Below are 14,571 nucleotides of genomic sequence, written 5' to 3'. Positions count from 1 at the left end.
GAAGTTCGCGGTCGTGTGAAGCAGGCCCAGCGATCGTAGAGCCCACCTATGCAACTTACTGAGGCTTTACCTAGTTCCCGTTCCCGGGGCGGAAGGAGGCAGGATGTTGTGCATGCCCAACGTTTCCCCCTCAGGCCCTCCGATGGCCGCGAGCCCACTCACCGTCGCCGTCCTCGAAATCGACGCCTACGCGGCAGGTCTCGGCTGGGACCAGCCGGCCCGGCTGTTCGCCCTGGTCGACACCGCCCGGCTGCGTGCCCATGAACCGGGCCTCGCCGCACAGCTCGGCCTCGACGAGACCGCTTCCACGACCGCCACTCTCACCCCTGTCGAACAGGAGGAGCTCCCCGAAGGCACGGCCCTGGACGAGTTCCTCGCGACGATCGCCTGGCCCGACGCCGTCGTCGGCTGTGCCATGACCGTGGAACGCATGATGCTGCCGCCTTCCGCGGAGGCGTCCGTACCGGACGGTCTGAGCGACGCCCAGCTGACCAAGTGGGTCGCCGAGCACCCTGACCGGCAGGAGGTGCGGATGACCGTGGCGGTGCTGCGGGACGGGGCGCGGGACTCCGCCGTGCGACTGCGGGAGAAGGACTCGCCGACCGAGGTCCTGACCGGAGCGGGGCTGGTGCCCGGGCTGGCGGAGGCCCTCGCGGCCACCTTCGAGTCCTGATCTCCCCGGCGGGGGCCGGCCTCAGCCCGTCGAGCAGGCCGGCAGGCCGGCCGTGTCCCCCGCCTGGATCTTCTCCAGGGACTTCTTGGCGTCGTCGAGGGTCTTCACCTTCACCAGGGTGAGGCCGCTCGGGGTGTCGGACGCCGCGGCGGTGCAGTTGTCGTCCGGAGTCAGGAAGTACCGGGCCCCCGCGTCGCGCGCGCCGACCAGCTTCATGTTGATCCCGCCGATGGGACCGACCTTGCCGTCGTCGTCGATGGTGCCGGTGCCGGCGACGAACTCGCCGCCCGTCAGATTTCCGGGTGTCAGCTTGTCGATGATGCCGAGCGAGAACATCAGCCCGGCACTCGGGCCGCCCACATCGGCCAGCTTGATGTCGATCTCGAACGGGAAGGTGTGGTCGGTCCCGGCCTGGATTCCGACGATCGCCCGGTCCTCCGAGGGGTTCGAGGGGTCCTCCGGGGCCTTGCGAGTGGTGAGGGTGACGTCGCGTGAGCCCTTGGGCTCCTTGCCCGCCTTCTCGGCGGCGGCCGCGGTCTTGGCCGGGATGACCGTGAAGACGACGTCCTCGCCCGGCTCGTGCTTCGTCACGAGCTTCGCGACGTCCTCCGGCTTCCCGACCGCCGTGCCGTCGACGGCCTTGATCACATCACCCGCGTGGAGCGCGCCTTCGGCGGCACTGTCCTTGACGACGGTGGAGACCACCACCCGCGAGGTGACGGGGATCTTCAGCTCCTCCAGGGCGGCGACCTTGGCGCTCTCCTGGGACTGGCTGAACTCCTCGGCGTTCTCCTGCGTCGACTCCTCCTCGGTCTTGCCGTCCGGGTAGAGGGTGTCGTGGGGCACGATCACGCTGTCGTGCGCCAGCCAGCCGTAAACGGCCTCGACGATGTTCATGTCGTAGTCCGCGCCGGTGACACGAACCGTGGTCATGTTGAGGTTCCCGGACGTCGGGTACGTCTTGCGCCCACTGATGTGCAGGACCGGCTCGCCACGAGCATCGCCGAGCGTGTTCACGGTCGGCCCGGGGGACATCTCCGAATACGGCACGCGGATCAGCACGCCTGCGCAGAGCAGCGCGATCAGGATGAGGGTGGAGGCGAGCATCGTCGCGGTGCGGCGTGGCATGGAACGACAGTACGGGAACGGCCTGTCAGTGCACCGTCGGGGCCGGGCCGTACGTGGCCGGACGGCCGGGTGGCCGGAAGGACCGGGGGCATCGCGTGCGGCTCGCTGCGCGGACTGCGCCTACGGGGAGCGGGTGCGGTGCGGAGTTGGCAACTGCGTACAGCTGCGGAGTCTTCAGAGAGCCTCGGAACCGGAGTGCGACTTCTCCATCGCTTCACGGAACCTGGCGTAGCCGGCGAGTTCGGTGACGTCACCGGTCGTTCGATTGCGGGCTGCCCACCCGCCCCATATCGCCGCACCGAGAGCAGCTATAAGTGGAATCAAAAGCCAAGCGAGTGCTGCCATCACGACCTCCCTGCCCCGTGAGCGACCGCAACTGACGATCAGAAGATTAACCACTTGCAGAACCAACGCTCACGGCAGGGGTGCGGTTACGCAAATCGGGGCTGATGCCCCCTGGGTCGGTTTGCGCTCAGCAGGATCCGACCCACTCCTCCGTACCGTCGGAGAAACGCTGGTGCTTCCAGATCGGCACCTCGTGCTTGAGGTCGTCGATCAGCTTGCGGCAGGCGTCGAAGGCCTCACCCCGATGGGCGCAGGACACGGCGACCACCACCGCCAGATCGCCCACACCCAGTTCGCCCACCCGGTGGACGGCGGCCAGCGCCCGTACCGGGAACTCCGCCACCACCTTCTCGGCCACTCTGCGGAGCTCGTCGCCGGCCGTCGGATGGCAGGAGTATCCGAGGGAGCCGACGTCCTGACCGTCGTCGTGATTGCGCACCGTGCCGACGAAGAGAGCCATGCCGCCGGCGGCGTCGTCCCCGACCGCGCGGAAGATCTCGTCGACGGAGAGCGGTGTGTCACGGATGTCCAGAAGCCGGATGGGGTCCTGGGCGGCCTGCTCGCCGGGGTGGTCGTGGGTGCGTGCCATGGGGCCATCGTGCCGCACCGTACCGACATCTCGGAATAGCCTTTTCGACCGGTGGCACGCCTGCCCCCTTGGAGCCTCCTACCAGACGGGACGATCGGGCCCCGCCCGCCTAGAAGCGACGGCGGGCCTTGCGGGCCCGTCGGACCAGCGCCGCCGTGCCGAGCAACGCGACCGTCGCCCCCGCTGCACCCGCCGCGGTGGCGTCCTTGCGGCCGAGTCGCCGGCCTGCGACCGTGTGGCGCCCCTCCACCTCTTCCAGGAGCGCGGCCAGGACCTCCTCGTTGGTCCACCGGGGGCGCCATCCCGCGTCATGGAGCCGGCTCACACTGACCACCCAGGGGTGCATGGTGTAAGCGAGGTCGCCCGCGGGGGACGGCGTGAGACCGATCCGGTGCAGCCGGGCCGCGGCACCGAGAGCGACAGCGGACGGCAGCTCCATACGGCGCACACCGGAGAGCTCCTCCACCTCCTCCTGTTCCAGCCAGCCGTCACAGCCGACCGCGAACTCCCCCTCGATCTTTTCGAGAGCCGCGTACTCCAGTGCGCTCACCAGGTCGTCGACGTGGCAGAACTGCCAGGCCGGGCGTGAGCCGGCGACGACGAGGAGCCTGGGGGACTCGAAGTACCGGGTGAGCGCCGTGTCCGTGCCGCCGACCAGGACCGTGGGACGCACCACCGTGACGTTGAGGCCGGGGTGGGCGCGGGGGGCGCGGCGGCCGAGCCTTTCGATCTCCAGCAGGTCTCCGACACCGGTGGCCTCAGCGGTGGCCCGCAGTTCCGCGTCCTCGGAGAGGGGGACGTCGTTGTCGGGCAGCGCGCCGTAGACCATCGCCGAGGTGCACAGCACCACCCGATGGACGCCCACGGCCGCCGCTGCCGTCAGCACGGTCTGGGTACCGCGTACGTTGTACGCGGTCCGGGCGGCGGGATCGGTCTCCAGGTCGAGGTCGAGCGCCATGTGCACGACGACGTCCGCGCCGCGCAGCTTCTCGGTGATGGCCGGGTCCCGGACGTCCAGGATGTGCCACGTGGCCTCGGAGACGTCCCCCCGGCGTTCGTCGATGGCGATGACCTGCTTGATCTCGTCCGATGCGGCGAGGTGGGCGGTGAGCAGCTCACCGACACCGGTCGCGGCACCGGTGACCGCGACGACAGGGCCGCGGCTCCGGGAATGATTTTTCGTGGGCTTGCTTTCGGGCGAGGGGTCGGCCAGGTTTCGCGCTGCGCGAACCTGCGGATCTGGGGAACTCACCGGGCGTCTCCAGCGGTTGTCTTCAGTACGTACCCGAATGACGTGTGCGTACCAGGTGGCGTCCATCCTGCCGCAGGCCGGGAGCCGGCGGAGCACTGAGGCCCCGAGCGGGCTTCGGTGTCTACGCTGGATGGTGATGTCGGGCAGTCGCCGTCGGTTCGAGCCGGCGGCCCTACGAGCCGAGGAAACCCGTGAGTGACACCCCATTCGGATTCGGCTTTCCGCCGGAGGAGCCGGAAGACGGCGACGAAGGCAAGAAGAAGGACCCCACCGGTGGTGGGCAGGGCCCGGGCGGGCCGGCGAACCCGTTCGGCTTCGGGCCCGGCGCGGGCGGGGACAACCCGTTCGCCGCGATGTTCGGCTCGATGAACCCGAACGACCTGGGTGCGGCCTTCCAGCAGCTCGGCCAGATGCTGAGCTACGAGGGCGGCCCGGTCAACTGGGACATGGCCAAGCAGATCGCCCGCCAGACGGTTTCGCAGGGCACCACGGACGGCAGCAAGGACGCCAGCGTCGGCCCCGCGGAGCGGTCCTCCGTCGACGAGGCGCTGCGTCTCGCCGACCTCTGGCTCGACGGCGTGACGTCGCTGCCCTCGGGTTCCGTCTCGACGGTCGCCTGGAGCCGCGCCGAGTGGGTCGAGGCGTCCCTGCCGGCCTGGCAGCAGCTGGTGGACCCGGTGGCCGAGCGCGTCGGTCTGGCCATGGGCGACGTCCTGCCTGAGGAGATGCAGGCCATGGCCGGCCCGCTGATCGGCATGATGCGGTCCATGGGCGGTGCCATGTTCGGCCAGCAGATCGGGCAGGCCGTGGGCGTGCTCGCCGGTGAGGTCGTCGGCTCCACCGACATCGGCCTCCCGCTGGCGCCCGCGGGCAAGGCCGCGCTGCTTCCGCTGAACGTCGAGCGGTTCGGCAAGGACCTGAGCGTGCCGCAGGACGAGGTGCGGCTGTATCTGGCGCTGCGCGAGGCGGCCCACCAGCGGCTCTTCGCCCACGTTCCGTGGCTGCGCTCGCACCTGTTCGGCGCTGTCGAGGCGTATGCGCGTGGCATCAAGGTCGACACCAGCAAGCTCGAGGATGTCGTCGGCCAGTTCGACCCCTCGCAGCCCGAGCAGCTGCAGGACGCTCTTCAGCAGGGCATGTTCCAGCCTGAGGACACCCCCGAGCAGAAGGCGTCGCTGGCCCGCCTGGAGACCGCTCTCGCCCTCGTCGAGGGCTGGGTGGACGCGGTGGTGCACGAGGCCGCCAGGTCCCGGCTGACCTCCGCGGACGCGCTGCGCGAGACCATGCGCAGGCGCCGGGCCTCCGGCGGTCCCGCCGAACAGACCTTCGCCACGCTGATCGGACTCCAGCTGCGGCCGCGCAGGCTGCGGGACGCCTCTCGACTGTGGGCCTCGCTCACGGACGCCCGGGGCGTCGACGGCCGTGACGGCCTGTGGGAGCACCCTGACATGCTGCCGACGGCCCAGGACCTGGACGACCCGGACGGATTCGTCCACCACGAGCAGCTGGACTTCTCCGAGCTCGACAAGATGCTCGGCGAGGCGGCGAAGGGCCCGCAGAAGCCTGCCTCCGAGGACGAGGGCAAGGACGGGCCCGGGGACGACGGCCCGAAGAGCGACGGCAAGGACGACACCGGCCGGTGAGCCTGCATGAAGACGCCGTTTCGGTGCTCCGGGGTTACGACGGGGCTGACGCCCAGCAGGCGGAGCTGCGCCTGGCGTACCTGGAGCATCTGGCCGGGCACCCCGACGGCATGTGGAAGCGGTGCGGAGCCGGGCATCTGACGGCCAGCGCACTGGTGGTCGACCCGGAGAGGGGCAGGGTCCTGCTGACCCTGCACAGGAAGCTGCGGATGTGGCTGCAGATGGGCGGTCACTGCGAGCCCCAGGACACCACCCTGGCGGCGGCTGCCCTGCGCGAGGCGACGGAGGAGTCGGGGATCTCCGGCCTCACCCTGCTGCCCGGCGGGCCGGTGCGGCTGGACCGGCACCCGATTCCGGCGCCCTGCCACTGGCACCTCGATGTGCAGTATGCGGCGACGGCGACGGCCGGGGCGGTGGAGCAGATCAGCGACGAGTCCCTCGATCTGCGCTGGTTCCCCTACGACGAGGTGGCGGGTGTGGCGGACGCCTCGGTCGGACGGCTGCTGGAGGACACCCGCGCACGGCTGGACCAAGGCCGCTGAACACCGGTGAGGGGCGGTTCCCGCGGGGAACCGCCCCTCACCGCCGACGCCCGCCTGACACGGGAGCGGCTCAGTTCCAGGCGTTGTTCTGGTTCTGGCTGTGAGCGCCGTGCTGCCCCACACCGAACTGGGCCGCGGCGCCCTGCCCGATCTGGGCGTTCTGCGGCGGCATCACCTCGCTCGGCTGGACGAGGGCGAAGCCCTGGCCGAGGAAACTCAGTTCCCAGCCCTCCCCCGTGTTGCCCCGGCGTCGCAGCACGCCTGTGGAGTGGGTCTGGGCCTGCATCTGCACCCTGAGCCCGCTCGACCAGGCGACGATCGCGTCGGCATCGACATTGACGTACTTGTCCGGGGTGACCTGCATCATCAGCGGCTGGCCCGAGGTCATCAGCGCGACCTTGCCGTTCCCCGAGATGCTGAGCTGGTACTTGCCGGTGCCGGAGACCCCGTGCTGGCTGTCGACCGCGATGACCTCGGTGTGCAGCGACGAGTCGAGCGCGAGGACGTAGGCGCTGTCGACCGTCATGCCCTCGTGATCGACGTCGACCACATGGATGTACTGCGCGAGGTTGGCCAGAAAGACCGTCCCCTGACCCGAGCAGCGCATGAGGTCGAGGCCCTCGCCCGTGTTCCTGCGGGCGCGGCGCTGGCTCTGCGACTGGTATTCCCCGTCGAACTCCATGAGCCCCTGGTAGGCGACCATGGCGCCCTTGCGGGCGAGGACGTCGTCGTGTCCGGTCAGCGAGACCCGCAGGAGCTGCGGATTCTGGACGGTGTAGCGGTCCTGCGACTGCTGTTCGATGTGGCTGAAAAGCGGACTCTGCATGATGTGTCTCTTCCCCCGCTCAGTTCCGGACCCGGAGGCGGTCGGTACTGTCCTCGCTCGGCTGGACGACGACGATGCCCTGGCCCGAGAAGGCCATCTGGTAGGCCTCTCCGCTGCCCCGCCCGATGAGCGAGCCCGCCTTGAAGCTGCGCTTGCCCTTCACCTTGAGGTTCGGGGACCACGCGACGAGAGCGTCGGGGTCGACGAACGTCTCGTCCTCACCACGGCCGCAGTCGACGACGATCGGGGTGCCGCGCGAGGTGATGGCGACCCACCCCGTGCCCTGGATCCCGACGTTCCACAGGCCCTGACCTGCGAACTTGGCCAGGCCCTTGACCCGCTCGACGCCCCAGGTGAGGTGACCGTCGAAGGCCAGGAGGTTGGTGCCGTTGACCGAGAGCGAGTCGTTGTCGAGGTTGATCACGACCACGTCGGCGCCGTAGTCGGCGAGGTAGAGCAGTCCGTCGCCGGCGCATTTCATCAGGGGCGCACCCTCGCCGCTGATCCACTGGGAGGCGATCTGACGGACGGCGGGCGGATTGGGTTCGTACTGGATGAAGCCCTCGTAGGCCACCATCGAGCCGGTCCGCGCGTAGAGGTCCTGGCCGGTGGCCATGGCGACCTTGAGCATCGTGCGGCCGTGGTTCTCCATGCGGGCCGTGACGGGGGTCGGGGCGAAGCCCGCGAGCTGCTGATTCATGACGGGCTCCCTCAGACCTCGTAGGGCTGGACGACGATGAAGTTTCCGGGTGCTCCCCGGAACTGGAGGTTCACGGTCTCCCCGCTGTGCCCCGGGTACGCGTTGCGGCGCAGCCGGACCTGGCTGGAGATGATCACCTGGGACGCGGACGACCAGGCCACCACGGCGTTGCAGTCGGCGAAGGTGGTCGGCGTGACCGGAAGCACGACCGGCACGCCGTGGGTCTTGACGACGACCGTGCCGGTGCCCTGGAACAGCATGGTGAACAGGGCTCCACCGGGGATCCCGTGCCCCTCGATCCTGCGGACCTCGTACTGCAGGGACTCGTCGAAGGCGAGGACGCTCTCGGCGGAGACGCAGATGCCGTCGCCCTGCAGCTCGATGGGATGCAGATGCGCCCCTTCCTCGGCGAGGAAGACCTGGCCACGGCCGGTGCAGCGCATCAGCTGCATTTCCTGACCGGTCGCGTTGCCGACCATGCGGCCCGCGAAACCGGCACCCTTGTAACCGAAGTCGACCTTGCCCTGGTACATGACCATGCTGCCCTGACGGGCCAGCACCGGCATTCCGCCCATCGTGAGGTCCACCCGCATGAGCTGCTGGTTCTGGGAGGTCCAGCGCTGTCCGGTGGCCGCTTCCTTGTAGGGCTGCAGAGCGGCCTGCAGGCCCGCGCCGCCCGCCGGAACACCTTGCGGTACGCCCTGCGGCATGCCTGGCGGCTGCTGACCGAACGGCGGCGGAGCCTGCTGACCGAAGGGCGGGGCGGCGGCGGGAGGCTGCTGTCCGTACGGCGGGGCCGGGGGCTGCTGGCCGAAGGTCGGGACGGCCGGGGACTGCTGTCCGTAGGGCGGGGCGGCGGGCGGAGCGCCCTGGCCGGGGACCTGTCCGAACTGCGGCTGCTGGGGCGGCTGACCATACGGAGCGGGTGCCTGCGGCGCCGGTGCCACTGGTGCCGCGATGGTCGGCGCGGCATGCATCGGCTGCTGCGGCGCGGGAGCCGGCGCACCGAATGCCGGTGCGGGCTGCGGCGCCTGGGGGGCGGCGGGAGCACCGAAGGCCGGAGGCGCTGAAGCCTGGGCAGGCGGCGCGAACGAGGGCGCTGCACCCTGGGGCGGTTCGGCGGCAGCTTCCTCGGCGACTTCACCGCCGAAGTTCTTGAGCAGCGCGTCGAGCCCGCCGTCGAAGCCCTGGCCGACCGCTGCGAACCGCCAGACGTCCTTGAGGTAGAAGTCGCCGAGCATGACCGCGCGCTCGGTGGTGAACTCCGAACCGGTGAAGGCGTACTTCACCACTTCCTCGCCGCCCGCCACGATCCTGATGTATCCGGGACCGACCTGGGACATCTGCCCGGCACCGTCGAGAGTAGCGGTGAAGGACAGCTTGTGGATGTTCGCCGGAATACGGTCGAGGGTGACGCGGAACGACTCGGTGTCACCGGCCTGGGCGCCGAGAAGCTGAATGGACTCCTCAGGCGATTTCGGCTGGTTGAAGAAGATGAAATACCGGTCGTCGGAGAGCTGCTCGTTGGCGTCGAGACCGAAGCAGCTGATGTCGAACGTCAGGCCCGGGCCGGCGATCTGCACACCTACGTACAGATCCGTCCCTGACGTGAGATCACTGATCTTGGCCTTGTGGCCGCGCTGAAATTCCCTGGCCATGCGTAACGACCGTCCCCCATCCCGAAGGTGAATGCGTCGCGTCAGGCTAACCGCAAACGACGACAATGAGCCAAGCCGGTACAGAGCCGGTACAGAACCGGTGACGTCACTCTTCGCGTGCGGCAGGCAGATGCGGAAGCCGGTCGGCCGCCACGACTCCTTCGAGGTAGCCGCGCGCACGCTCGGTACGGGGGTACGCCTCCAGGAGCCGCCAGAAGCGCGGCCCGTGGCCCGGAACCAGCAGATGGGCCAGCTCGTGGAGGAGCACGTAGTCGAGGACGTACTCGGGCATACCCTGCAGGCGGTGCGACAGGCGGATGCTGCCCTCGGCCGGGGTGCAGGAGCCCCAGCGGGTGTTCTGATTGGTCACCCACCGCACGGAGGCGGGCCGCGCCCGGCCCCCGAGATACTGGCCGGACAGCCGCTCGGCGCGATCGGCGAGCGCACTGTCCCCGATGACGCGCCTGCTCTCCTGCGCGGCGAGCTTGTCGAGCATCACGCCGACCCAGCGCTGTTCCTCGGCCTCCGACATCCGGGCAGGGATCAGCACGATCGTGCGATCGCCCTCCCGGTACGCGGAGACCGTCCTGTTGCGCCGGGTGCTCCTGCGGACCTCGACCGCGCTCGTCACCGACGCGCGGGGCTGCCGGGTGGCTGGGCCGCGCTGCCGGCGTGAGGCGCTGCGTGCGGGGGTCTCCCCGGCAAGACCGGGAGAGGAGTCTGCGGGCACGTCACGACGTTACCCGCTGGCGGTGCGGGAAGTCCCGCCTCCTCGACGGTTCGGCGTTGATCCACTTCTCGGCTCGCACCATTTGAACGACTAATACCCCAGCCTGTGGATAACTTTCGGCCCGTTCCGCCGCCACGTTGCATTCTGGCAACGGATCCACCGACACCGACCTGGGAGAAGTCATGCACCCGATGCTGAAGCCCGCGCTCCGCCGGGCCTGGCGTGGACGGAACACCGTGCAATTCGGTGTGACACCCGCGCACGCGGTAACGCTGGGGCCGATGGATATCGCCACCGGCACCTTTCTGGAACTGCTGGACGGAACACGCGGACTTCCTCTGCTCCGCGAAGAGGCCAGGGCCCTGGACCTGTCGGACCGCCACGTGGACATTCTGGTATCGCGCCTTATGGAAGCCGGCCTGCTGGACGATTCCGACGCGGGCGGCCCGGAGGCCGACGCCTTACGCCGCCACGCCGAGACCCTGGAGCGGCAGCGGCCGGACGCGGCGGCCCTCTCCGTGGTCCATCCGGCTCCGGGCAGCGGGCTGCGCAGGCTTGCGGCACGGCGCGCGACACGGGTGCAGGTGCGCGGCGCGGGGAGGGTCGGAGCGGCCATCGCCGCAGTGCTGTCCGGGTCAGGGGTGGGTCACGTCGAAGTGCTCGACGGGGGTCGCGCCGAACCCTGGGACGTGGCACCGGGCGGACTCCCTTCTTCCTCGGTCGGGGAACGCCGGGACACGGCGGCCCGGCAGCTGGTGCGCAGGTCCGCGGTCGGCGGGCCTCCACGTCCGGGCGGGGCCGGCGCGGCTCCGGGGGGCTGCGAACCCGCGTTGTCCCTGGTCGTGGTGGCCCCCAGGGACGGACTCTCCGTCTACGCCCCCGATCCGGACACCGCCGCCCCGTGGATCGCTTCGGGTACGCCGCATCTCTATGCGGGCGTGATCGAAGCCACCGGAGTGGTAGGGCCGTTGGTGCTGCCCGGGGGCACCGGCTGTGCGGGCTGCCTTGCGCTGCGGCGGGCGGACGGGGACCCCCAGTGGCCTCGGATGCTCGCGCAGTGGAGGTCGGGCCGGCGTGCTCATGTGCAGGCCTGCGATCTGGGTCTGGCGACAGCGGTGGCCGGCCTTGCCTCGGCCCACGCGCTGTCCTTTCTCGACGGAGAGCTCCCCGCCAGCACGGGTGCACGATGGGAGGCCGCCATGCCTCTCCTGGACTGGCGGTCGGAACGCCTGGGCCCGCACCTCGACTGCCCCTGCGGTGCCGCCGGGCACACTGAGGCGGAGCTCACCTCCGCGGCCGGCGCCCCGCAGGACACAATGGCGGGGTGACCGCCGCCGACGGAGCGGAGCCGGATACGCACGCGGCACGGCGGTCCGGGAACTGGAGGGGCACATGTCTGATCTTCCAAGGAAGGCGGTCACCCGTACCGCGAAGCTGGCAGCTCTGCCCCTCGGCTTCGCAGGCCGTGCCACATGGGGCCTGGGCAAGCGGATCGGCGGGAAGTCCGCCGAGATCGTGGCACGCGAGGTCCAGCAGCGCACGGCTGATCAGCTCTTCAAAGTGCTCGGCGAGTTGAAGGGCGGCGCCATGAAGCTGGGGCAGGCGCTGTCCGTCTTCGAGTCCGCACTCCCCGAAGACGTCGCGGGCCCCTACCGGGCGGCACTTACCAAGCTTCAGGAGGCGGCCCCGCCCATGCCGACCCGCACGGTCCACGCGGTGCTGGCGGAGCGGCTCGGAGAGGACTGGCGTGAGCTGTTCGCCGAGTTCGAGGACCGGCCCTCTGCCGCCGCCTCGATCGGGCAGGTCCACCGCGCGGTGTGGCACGACGGACGCGACGTCGCCGTGAAGGTCCAGTACCCGGGCGCAGGCGAGGCGTTGCTCTCGGATCTCACTCAACTCAGCCGCTTCGCGCGTCTGTTCGGCCCGCTGGTTCCCGGCATGGACATCAAGCCACTCATCACGGAGCTGCGCGACCGGGTGTCCGAGGAGCTGGACTACGAGCTCGAGGCCCAGGCGCAGCACGAACACGCTGCGGAGTTCGAGAACGATCCGGATGTGGTGATTCCGGGTGTGGTCCATCAGTCCGAACAGGTTCTGGTGACGGAGTGGATAGAAGGAACCCCGTTGTCCGAGGTGATCGCTGACGGCACGCCGGAGCAGCGGGACCGGGCGGGCCAGCTGCTGGCGCGTTTCCTGTTCTCGGGGCCCGCGCGCACCGGTCTGCTGCACGCGGATCCCCATCCGGGAAACTTCCGGCTGCTCGCCCCGGCAGACATGCCGGCCGCGGACGTGGACGGGCAGGAAGGCGATTCCGGCCTGTGGCGCCTGGGCGTACTGGACTTCGGCACGGTCGACCGGCTTCCCGGCGGCCTGCCCCGGACCATCGGCGACGCCCTGCGGATGACACTGGACGGGGACGCCGACGCCGTGTACGCCATGCTGCGGGAGGCCGGCTTCGTCAGGGATTCGATCGACCTCGAACCGGACGCCGTGCTCGAATACCTGCTTCCCATCATCGAGCCCGCGCAGGTGGACGAGTTCACCTTCAGCCGTGCCTGGCTGCGCAGCCAGGCCGCGCGAATAGCTGATCCGCGTTCCCCGGCACACCAGTTGGGCAAGCAGCTGAATCTGCCCCCGTCCTATCTGCTGATACACCGCGTGACGCTGAGCACGATCGGTGTGCTGTGCCAGCTGGGCGCGACCGTCCGTCTGCGGGACGAACTCGAGTCCTGGCTGCCGGGGTTCCTGCCGGAACCCGAACCGGACGAGGACGGCGCCGACGAGGGTGCGGCCGTCGACGTGTAGGCGACATTCCACCCCTTCGTCCTCGGGTCACCCCCACTCGGGATCGAGCCGGCTCCCCATCGCCCTGATGCGACTGCGGGCGCAGTCGTCGCAGACGTACCGACGGCCCGCCGTTCCCGACGGAGCGGAGCCATGTCAAAGGTGGGGCGTCCGACTCCGCGGCCACGCCGCAGCGGGCGCACGTCACGTGGCCGGCATCGGGCTCCGCGGGGTGATGAGTCTCCTCGTCCACCTCGCGACGTCGACGCCGTCGGTCGAACGGCGCGCGGGGTGACGCACCGCGGGGCCGGCCCGTTCGGACCGGCCCCGCGGAAGGGGAGGGTGGCTGCCTGAGGGGCCGAGCGGTGGCCCGGCAGCCGTGGTGCGCCTTACTGCTGGTGGATCTGTCAGTGCATGACAGCCATGGCGAGCGCACGGCGGGCGCGCATCGAGGCACGCTCCGCACGACGCTGCATCCGCCGGGCGGCGACCAGGCGGACTGCCTGACGTCCCTCCTCGGCCTCCCTCAGGCGGTCGTGCATATGCGCACGAGCCAGGGCTTCTGGGATGAGTTGCATTTCGCGGGTCCTGTTCTGACGCGAGTCGTTCGCGCCGATGATGGTGACGTCCGGGGTCGCGGAGCCGACGGGCTCCCTCGTGGTGGTGGTCATTGGTGCCTGATTCCGGGGGTCATGGGTCTGGGGACGGTCGATGGTTCCGATGCGCTTCGTTCGTGTGGGGGCCATGACCCCCAGGCCGGCGGTCACGCCGCGACCGGGTTCTTACGCGGACGGCCCCGCGGACGCTTGCGGGCGACGACGACGCCCTGGACGAAGAGCTCACCGCCCCAGACACCCCACGGCTCGCGCCGCTCCTTGGCTCCGGCGAGGCAGGCCTCGACCAGCGGACAGGTCCGGCAGAGGGACTTGGCGTACTCGACGTCGGCCGGCGACTCGGCGAAGAAGACCTCCGGGTCGTAGGAACGGCAGGGGACGGGTACGCCGAGGTTCTCGATGGCGTCGTCGAGCGCGGTGAGCGCGGTGAGGGGGATCAAGGTGGAGTCCTCCGTGAGGCCGGGCGGGGAGATCGTGTCGGAAGGCGGTACGGACGGGGCGTGCGTCTCGAGTTGCACGGTGGCGTTGTCCTCGTCTGGTCGTGCCGGCCTGTTGGCCGGTTGGCGGCTGGTACCAGGTCCTGCTGTCCCGAGGCTCCTTCGTCTCGTCTCATCCGTTCGGACAAAACAAAAGGGCCGCGGATCCCGAGTGGGGTTCCGCGGCCCTGAAGGCGCCGGCCTGATGGAGATCAGGCTGGATCACTCCAGGGTTCAGGCCCACGGAAGGCCCACATCGTGTGGTGGTGCGTCGTCTGCTTCTTGGCTCCGGCACCGGCTGCGGCTGCCGCAAAGGCATAGGCCGAGGCCTGTCCCTTCACTACTGCTGCTTCCGGTGCCCCGGTCGGTCGCTCATTGCGCTCCCGCACGGGCAGGCTCGCCGGGGACAGCGGGCTGACCACTGCGGCGCCGGACACACGGATGCCACGAAGCGAGAGCTCGGAAGAGCGGGTGAGGCCGAGCGAGCAGGCGGAGACGACCGACGGATCGGTCATTTTGATGGTGTTGATGATGCTGATCACGACAATCGCCTCCTCTCGGCGTCTCAAGGGACCGGCCGGGGCTGGTCCTGCGGTATTCGGATAAGTACA

Annotated in this window: 15 protein-coding genes; 5 read left to right on the top strand and 10 right to left on the bottom strand. The window is 69.9% G+C overall.

Features of this window, described 5'->3' with window-relative positions; translation table 11 throughout:
* Nucleotides 1–103 precede the first annotated feature (103 nt).
* Nucleotides 104–673, top strand: coding sequence for a PPA1309 family protein (locus tag OO67_RS07440; RefSeq protein WP_244300057.1), 570 nt, complete (start codon nucleotides 104–106; stop codon nucleotides 671–673).
* A 21-nt stretch (nucleotides 674–694) separates the two neighbouring features.
* On the opposite strand, the gene OO67_RS07435 is transcribed toward OO67_RS07440, so the two are convergent.
* The 3 genes from OO67_RS07435 to OO67_RS07425 all read right to left on the bottom strand — a co-directional run bounded on the left by OO67_RS07435 (nucleotide 695) and on the right by OO67_RS07425 (nucleotide 3,987).
* Nucleotides 695–1,801: a YlbL family protein gene (locus OO67_RS07435; RefSeq protein WP_033298159.1), complete on the bottom strand. Its 1,107-nt coding sequence runs from the start codon at nucleotides 1,799–1,801 to the stop codon at nucleotides 695–697.
* A gap of 472 nt (nucleotides 1,802–2,273) precedes the next feature.
* Complete coding sequence (locus tag OO67_RS07430; protein ID WP_033298158.1) at nucleotides 2,274–2,735, bottom strand: molybdenum cofactor biosynthesis protein MoaE; 462 nt, start codon at nucleotides 2,733–2,735, stop codon at nucleotides 2,274–2,276.
* A gap of 109 nt (nucleotides 2,736–2,844) precedes the next feature.
* Nucleotides 2,845–3,987 (bottom strand): SDR family oxidoreductase, encoded by a 1,143-nt coding sequence (locus tag OO67_RS07425; RefSeq protein WP_033298156.1) that lies wholly within the window; start codon nucleotides 3,985–3,987, stop codon nucleotides 2,845–2,847.
* 191 nt (nucleotides 3,988–4,178) lie between these two features.
* Between OO67_RS07425 and OO67_RS07420 the strand changes: the two genes are divergently transcribed.
* Together OO67_RS07420 and OO67_RS07415 are read left to right on the top strand one after the other, a co-directional pair.
* The gene (locus OO67_RS07420; protein ID WP_033298154.1) at nucleotides 4,179–5,630 is read left to right on the top strand and encodes a zinc-dependent metalloprotease; all 1,452 of its coding nucleotides are present in this window, start codon (nucleotides 4,179–4,181) and stop codon (nucleotides 5,628–5,630) included.
* The gene (locus tag OO67_RS07415; RefSeq protein WP_033298152.1) at nucleotides 5,627–6,172 is read left to right on the top strand and encodes an NUDIX hydrolase; all 546 of its coding nucleotides are present in this window, start codon (nucleotides 5,627–5,629) and stop codon (nucleotides 6,170–6,172) included. Before OO67_RS07420 ends, OO67_RS07415 begins: the two co-directional genes overlap by 4 nt.
* 70 nt (nucleotides 6,173–6,242) lie before the next feature.
* Here the strand turns inward: OO67_RS07415 and OO67_RS07410 are convergent, their stop codons facing one another.
* From OO67_RS07410 to OO67_RS07395, 4 genes are all read right to left on the bottom strand, one after another.
* A complete protein-coding gene (locus OO67_RS07410) occupies nucleotides 6,243–6,998 on the bottom strand; it encodes an AIM24 family protein (protein ID WP_033298150.1) in 756 nt (251 codons plus the stop codon).
* Nucleotides 6,999–7,017: 19 nt separating this feature from the next.
* Entirely contained in the window at nucleotides 7,018–7,698 is a 681-nt protein-coding gene (locus OO67_RS07405; protein WP_033298148.1) for an AIM24 family protein, read from the bottom strand.
* 11 nt (nucleotides 7,699–7,709) lie between these two features.
* Entirely contained in the window at nucleotides 7,710–9,356 is a 1,647-nt protein-coding gene (locus OO67_RS07400; protein ID WP_033298146.1) for a TerD family protein, read from the bottom strand.
* Between the two features lie 106 nt (nucleotides 9,357–9,462).
* Nucleotides 9,463–10,086 (bottom strand): M48 metallopeptidase family protein, encoded by a 624-nt coding sequence (locus OO67_RS07395; protein WP_033298144.1) that lies wholly within the window; start codon nucleotides 10,084–10,086, stop codon nucleotides 9,463–9,465.
* Between the two features lie 182 nt (nucleotides 10,087–10,268).
* Here OO67_RS07395 and OO67_RS07390 point away from each other — a divergent pair, with 182 nt between their 5' ends.
* Both OO67_RS07390 and OO67_RS07385 read left to right on the top strand, forming a co-directional pair.
* Nucleotides 10,269–11,414 (top strand): ThiF family adenylyltransferase, encoded by a 1,146-nt coding sequence (locus tag OO67_RS07390; protein ID WP_033298142.1) that lies wholly within the window; start codon nucleotides 10,269–10,271, stop codon nucleotides 11,412–11,414.
* 64 nt (nucleotides 11,415–11,478) lie between these two features.
* Nucleotides 11,479–12,891, top strand: coding sequence for an ABC1 kinase family protein (locus tag OO67_RS07385; protein WP_033298140.1), 1,413 nt, complete (start codon nucleotides 11,479–11,481; stop codon nucleotides 12,889–12,891).
* Between the two features lie 386 nt (nucleotides 12,892–13,277).
* On the opposite strand, the gene OO67_RS07380 is transcribed toward OO67_RS07385, so the two are convergent.
* The 3 genes from OO67_RS07380 to OO67_RS07370 form a co-directional block, all read right to left on the bottom strand.
* Complete coding sequence (locus OO67_RS07380) at nucleotides 13,278–13,637, bottom strand: hypothetical protein (RefSeq protein ID WP_208860973.1); 360 nt, start codon at nucleotides 13,635–13,637, stop codon at nucleotides 13,278–13,280.
* Entirely contained in the window at nucleotides 13,634–14,002 is a 369-nt protein-coding gene (locus tag OO67_RS07375) for a WhiB family transcriptional regulator (protein ID WP_033298139.1), read from the bottom strand. Before OO67_RS07375 ends, OO67_RS07380 begins: the two co-directional genes overlap by 4 nt.
* Before the next feature lie 170 nt (nucleotides 14,003–14,172).
* A complete protein-coding gene (locus OO67_RS07370; RefSeq protein WP_033298138.1) occupies nucleotides 14,173–14,502 on the bottom strand; it encodes a hypothetical protein in 330 nt (109 codons plus the stop codon).
* Between the last annotated feature and the right edge of the window lie 69 nt (nucleotides 14,503–14,571).

Origin of the sequence: Streptomyces atroolivaceus, assembly GCF_000717025.1 — a bacterium.
Lineage (GTDB): Bacteria > Actinomycetota > Actinomycetes > Streptomycetales > Streptomycetaceae > Streptomyces > Streptomyces atroolivaceus.
Note: the sequence above shows the minus strand (reverse complement) of the source record. Positions and strands in the feature narration are given on the sequence as shown.

Bases quoted from the DNA above. Each gene is read 5' to 3' on its own strand.
- OO67_RS07405 (WP_033298148.1), bottom strand. From the start codon at position 7,698: ATGAATCAGCAGCTCGCGGGCTTCGCCCCGACCCCCGTCACGGCCCGC.
- OO67_RS07440 (WP_244300057.1), top strand. From the start codon at position 104: ATGTTGTGCATGCCCAACGTTTCCCCCTCAGGCCCTCCGATGGCCGCG.
- OO67_RS07400 (WP_033298146.1), bottom strand. From the start codon at position 9,356: ATGGCCAGGGAATTTCAGCGCGGCCACAAGGCCAAGATCAGTGATCTC.
- OO67_RS07410 (WP_033298150.1), bottom strand. From the start codon at position 6,998: ATGCAGAGTCCGCTTTTCAGCCACATCGAACAGCAGTCGCAGGACCGC.
- OO67_RS07430 (WP_033298158.1), bottom strand. From the start codon at position 2,735: ATGGCACGCACCCACGACCACCCCGGCGAGCAGGCCGCCCAGGACCCC.
- OO67_RS07390 (WP_033298142.1), top strand. From the start codon at position 10,269: ATGCACCCGATGCTGAAGCCCGCGCTCCGCCGGGCCTGGCGTGGACGG.
- OO67_RS07385 (WP_033298140.1), top strand. From the start codon at position 11,479: ATGTCTGATCTTCCAAGGAAGGCGGTCACCCGTACCGCGAAGCTGGCA.
- OO67_RS07435 (WP_033298159.1), bottom strand. From the start codon at position 1,801: ATGCCACGCCGCACCGCGACGATGCTCGCCTCCACCCTCATCCTGATC.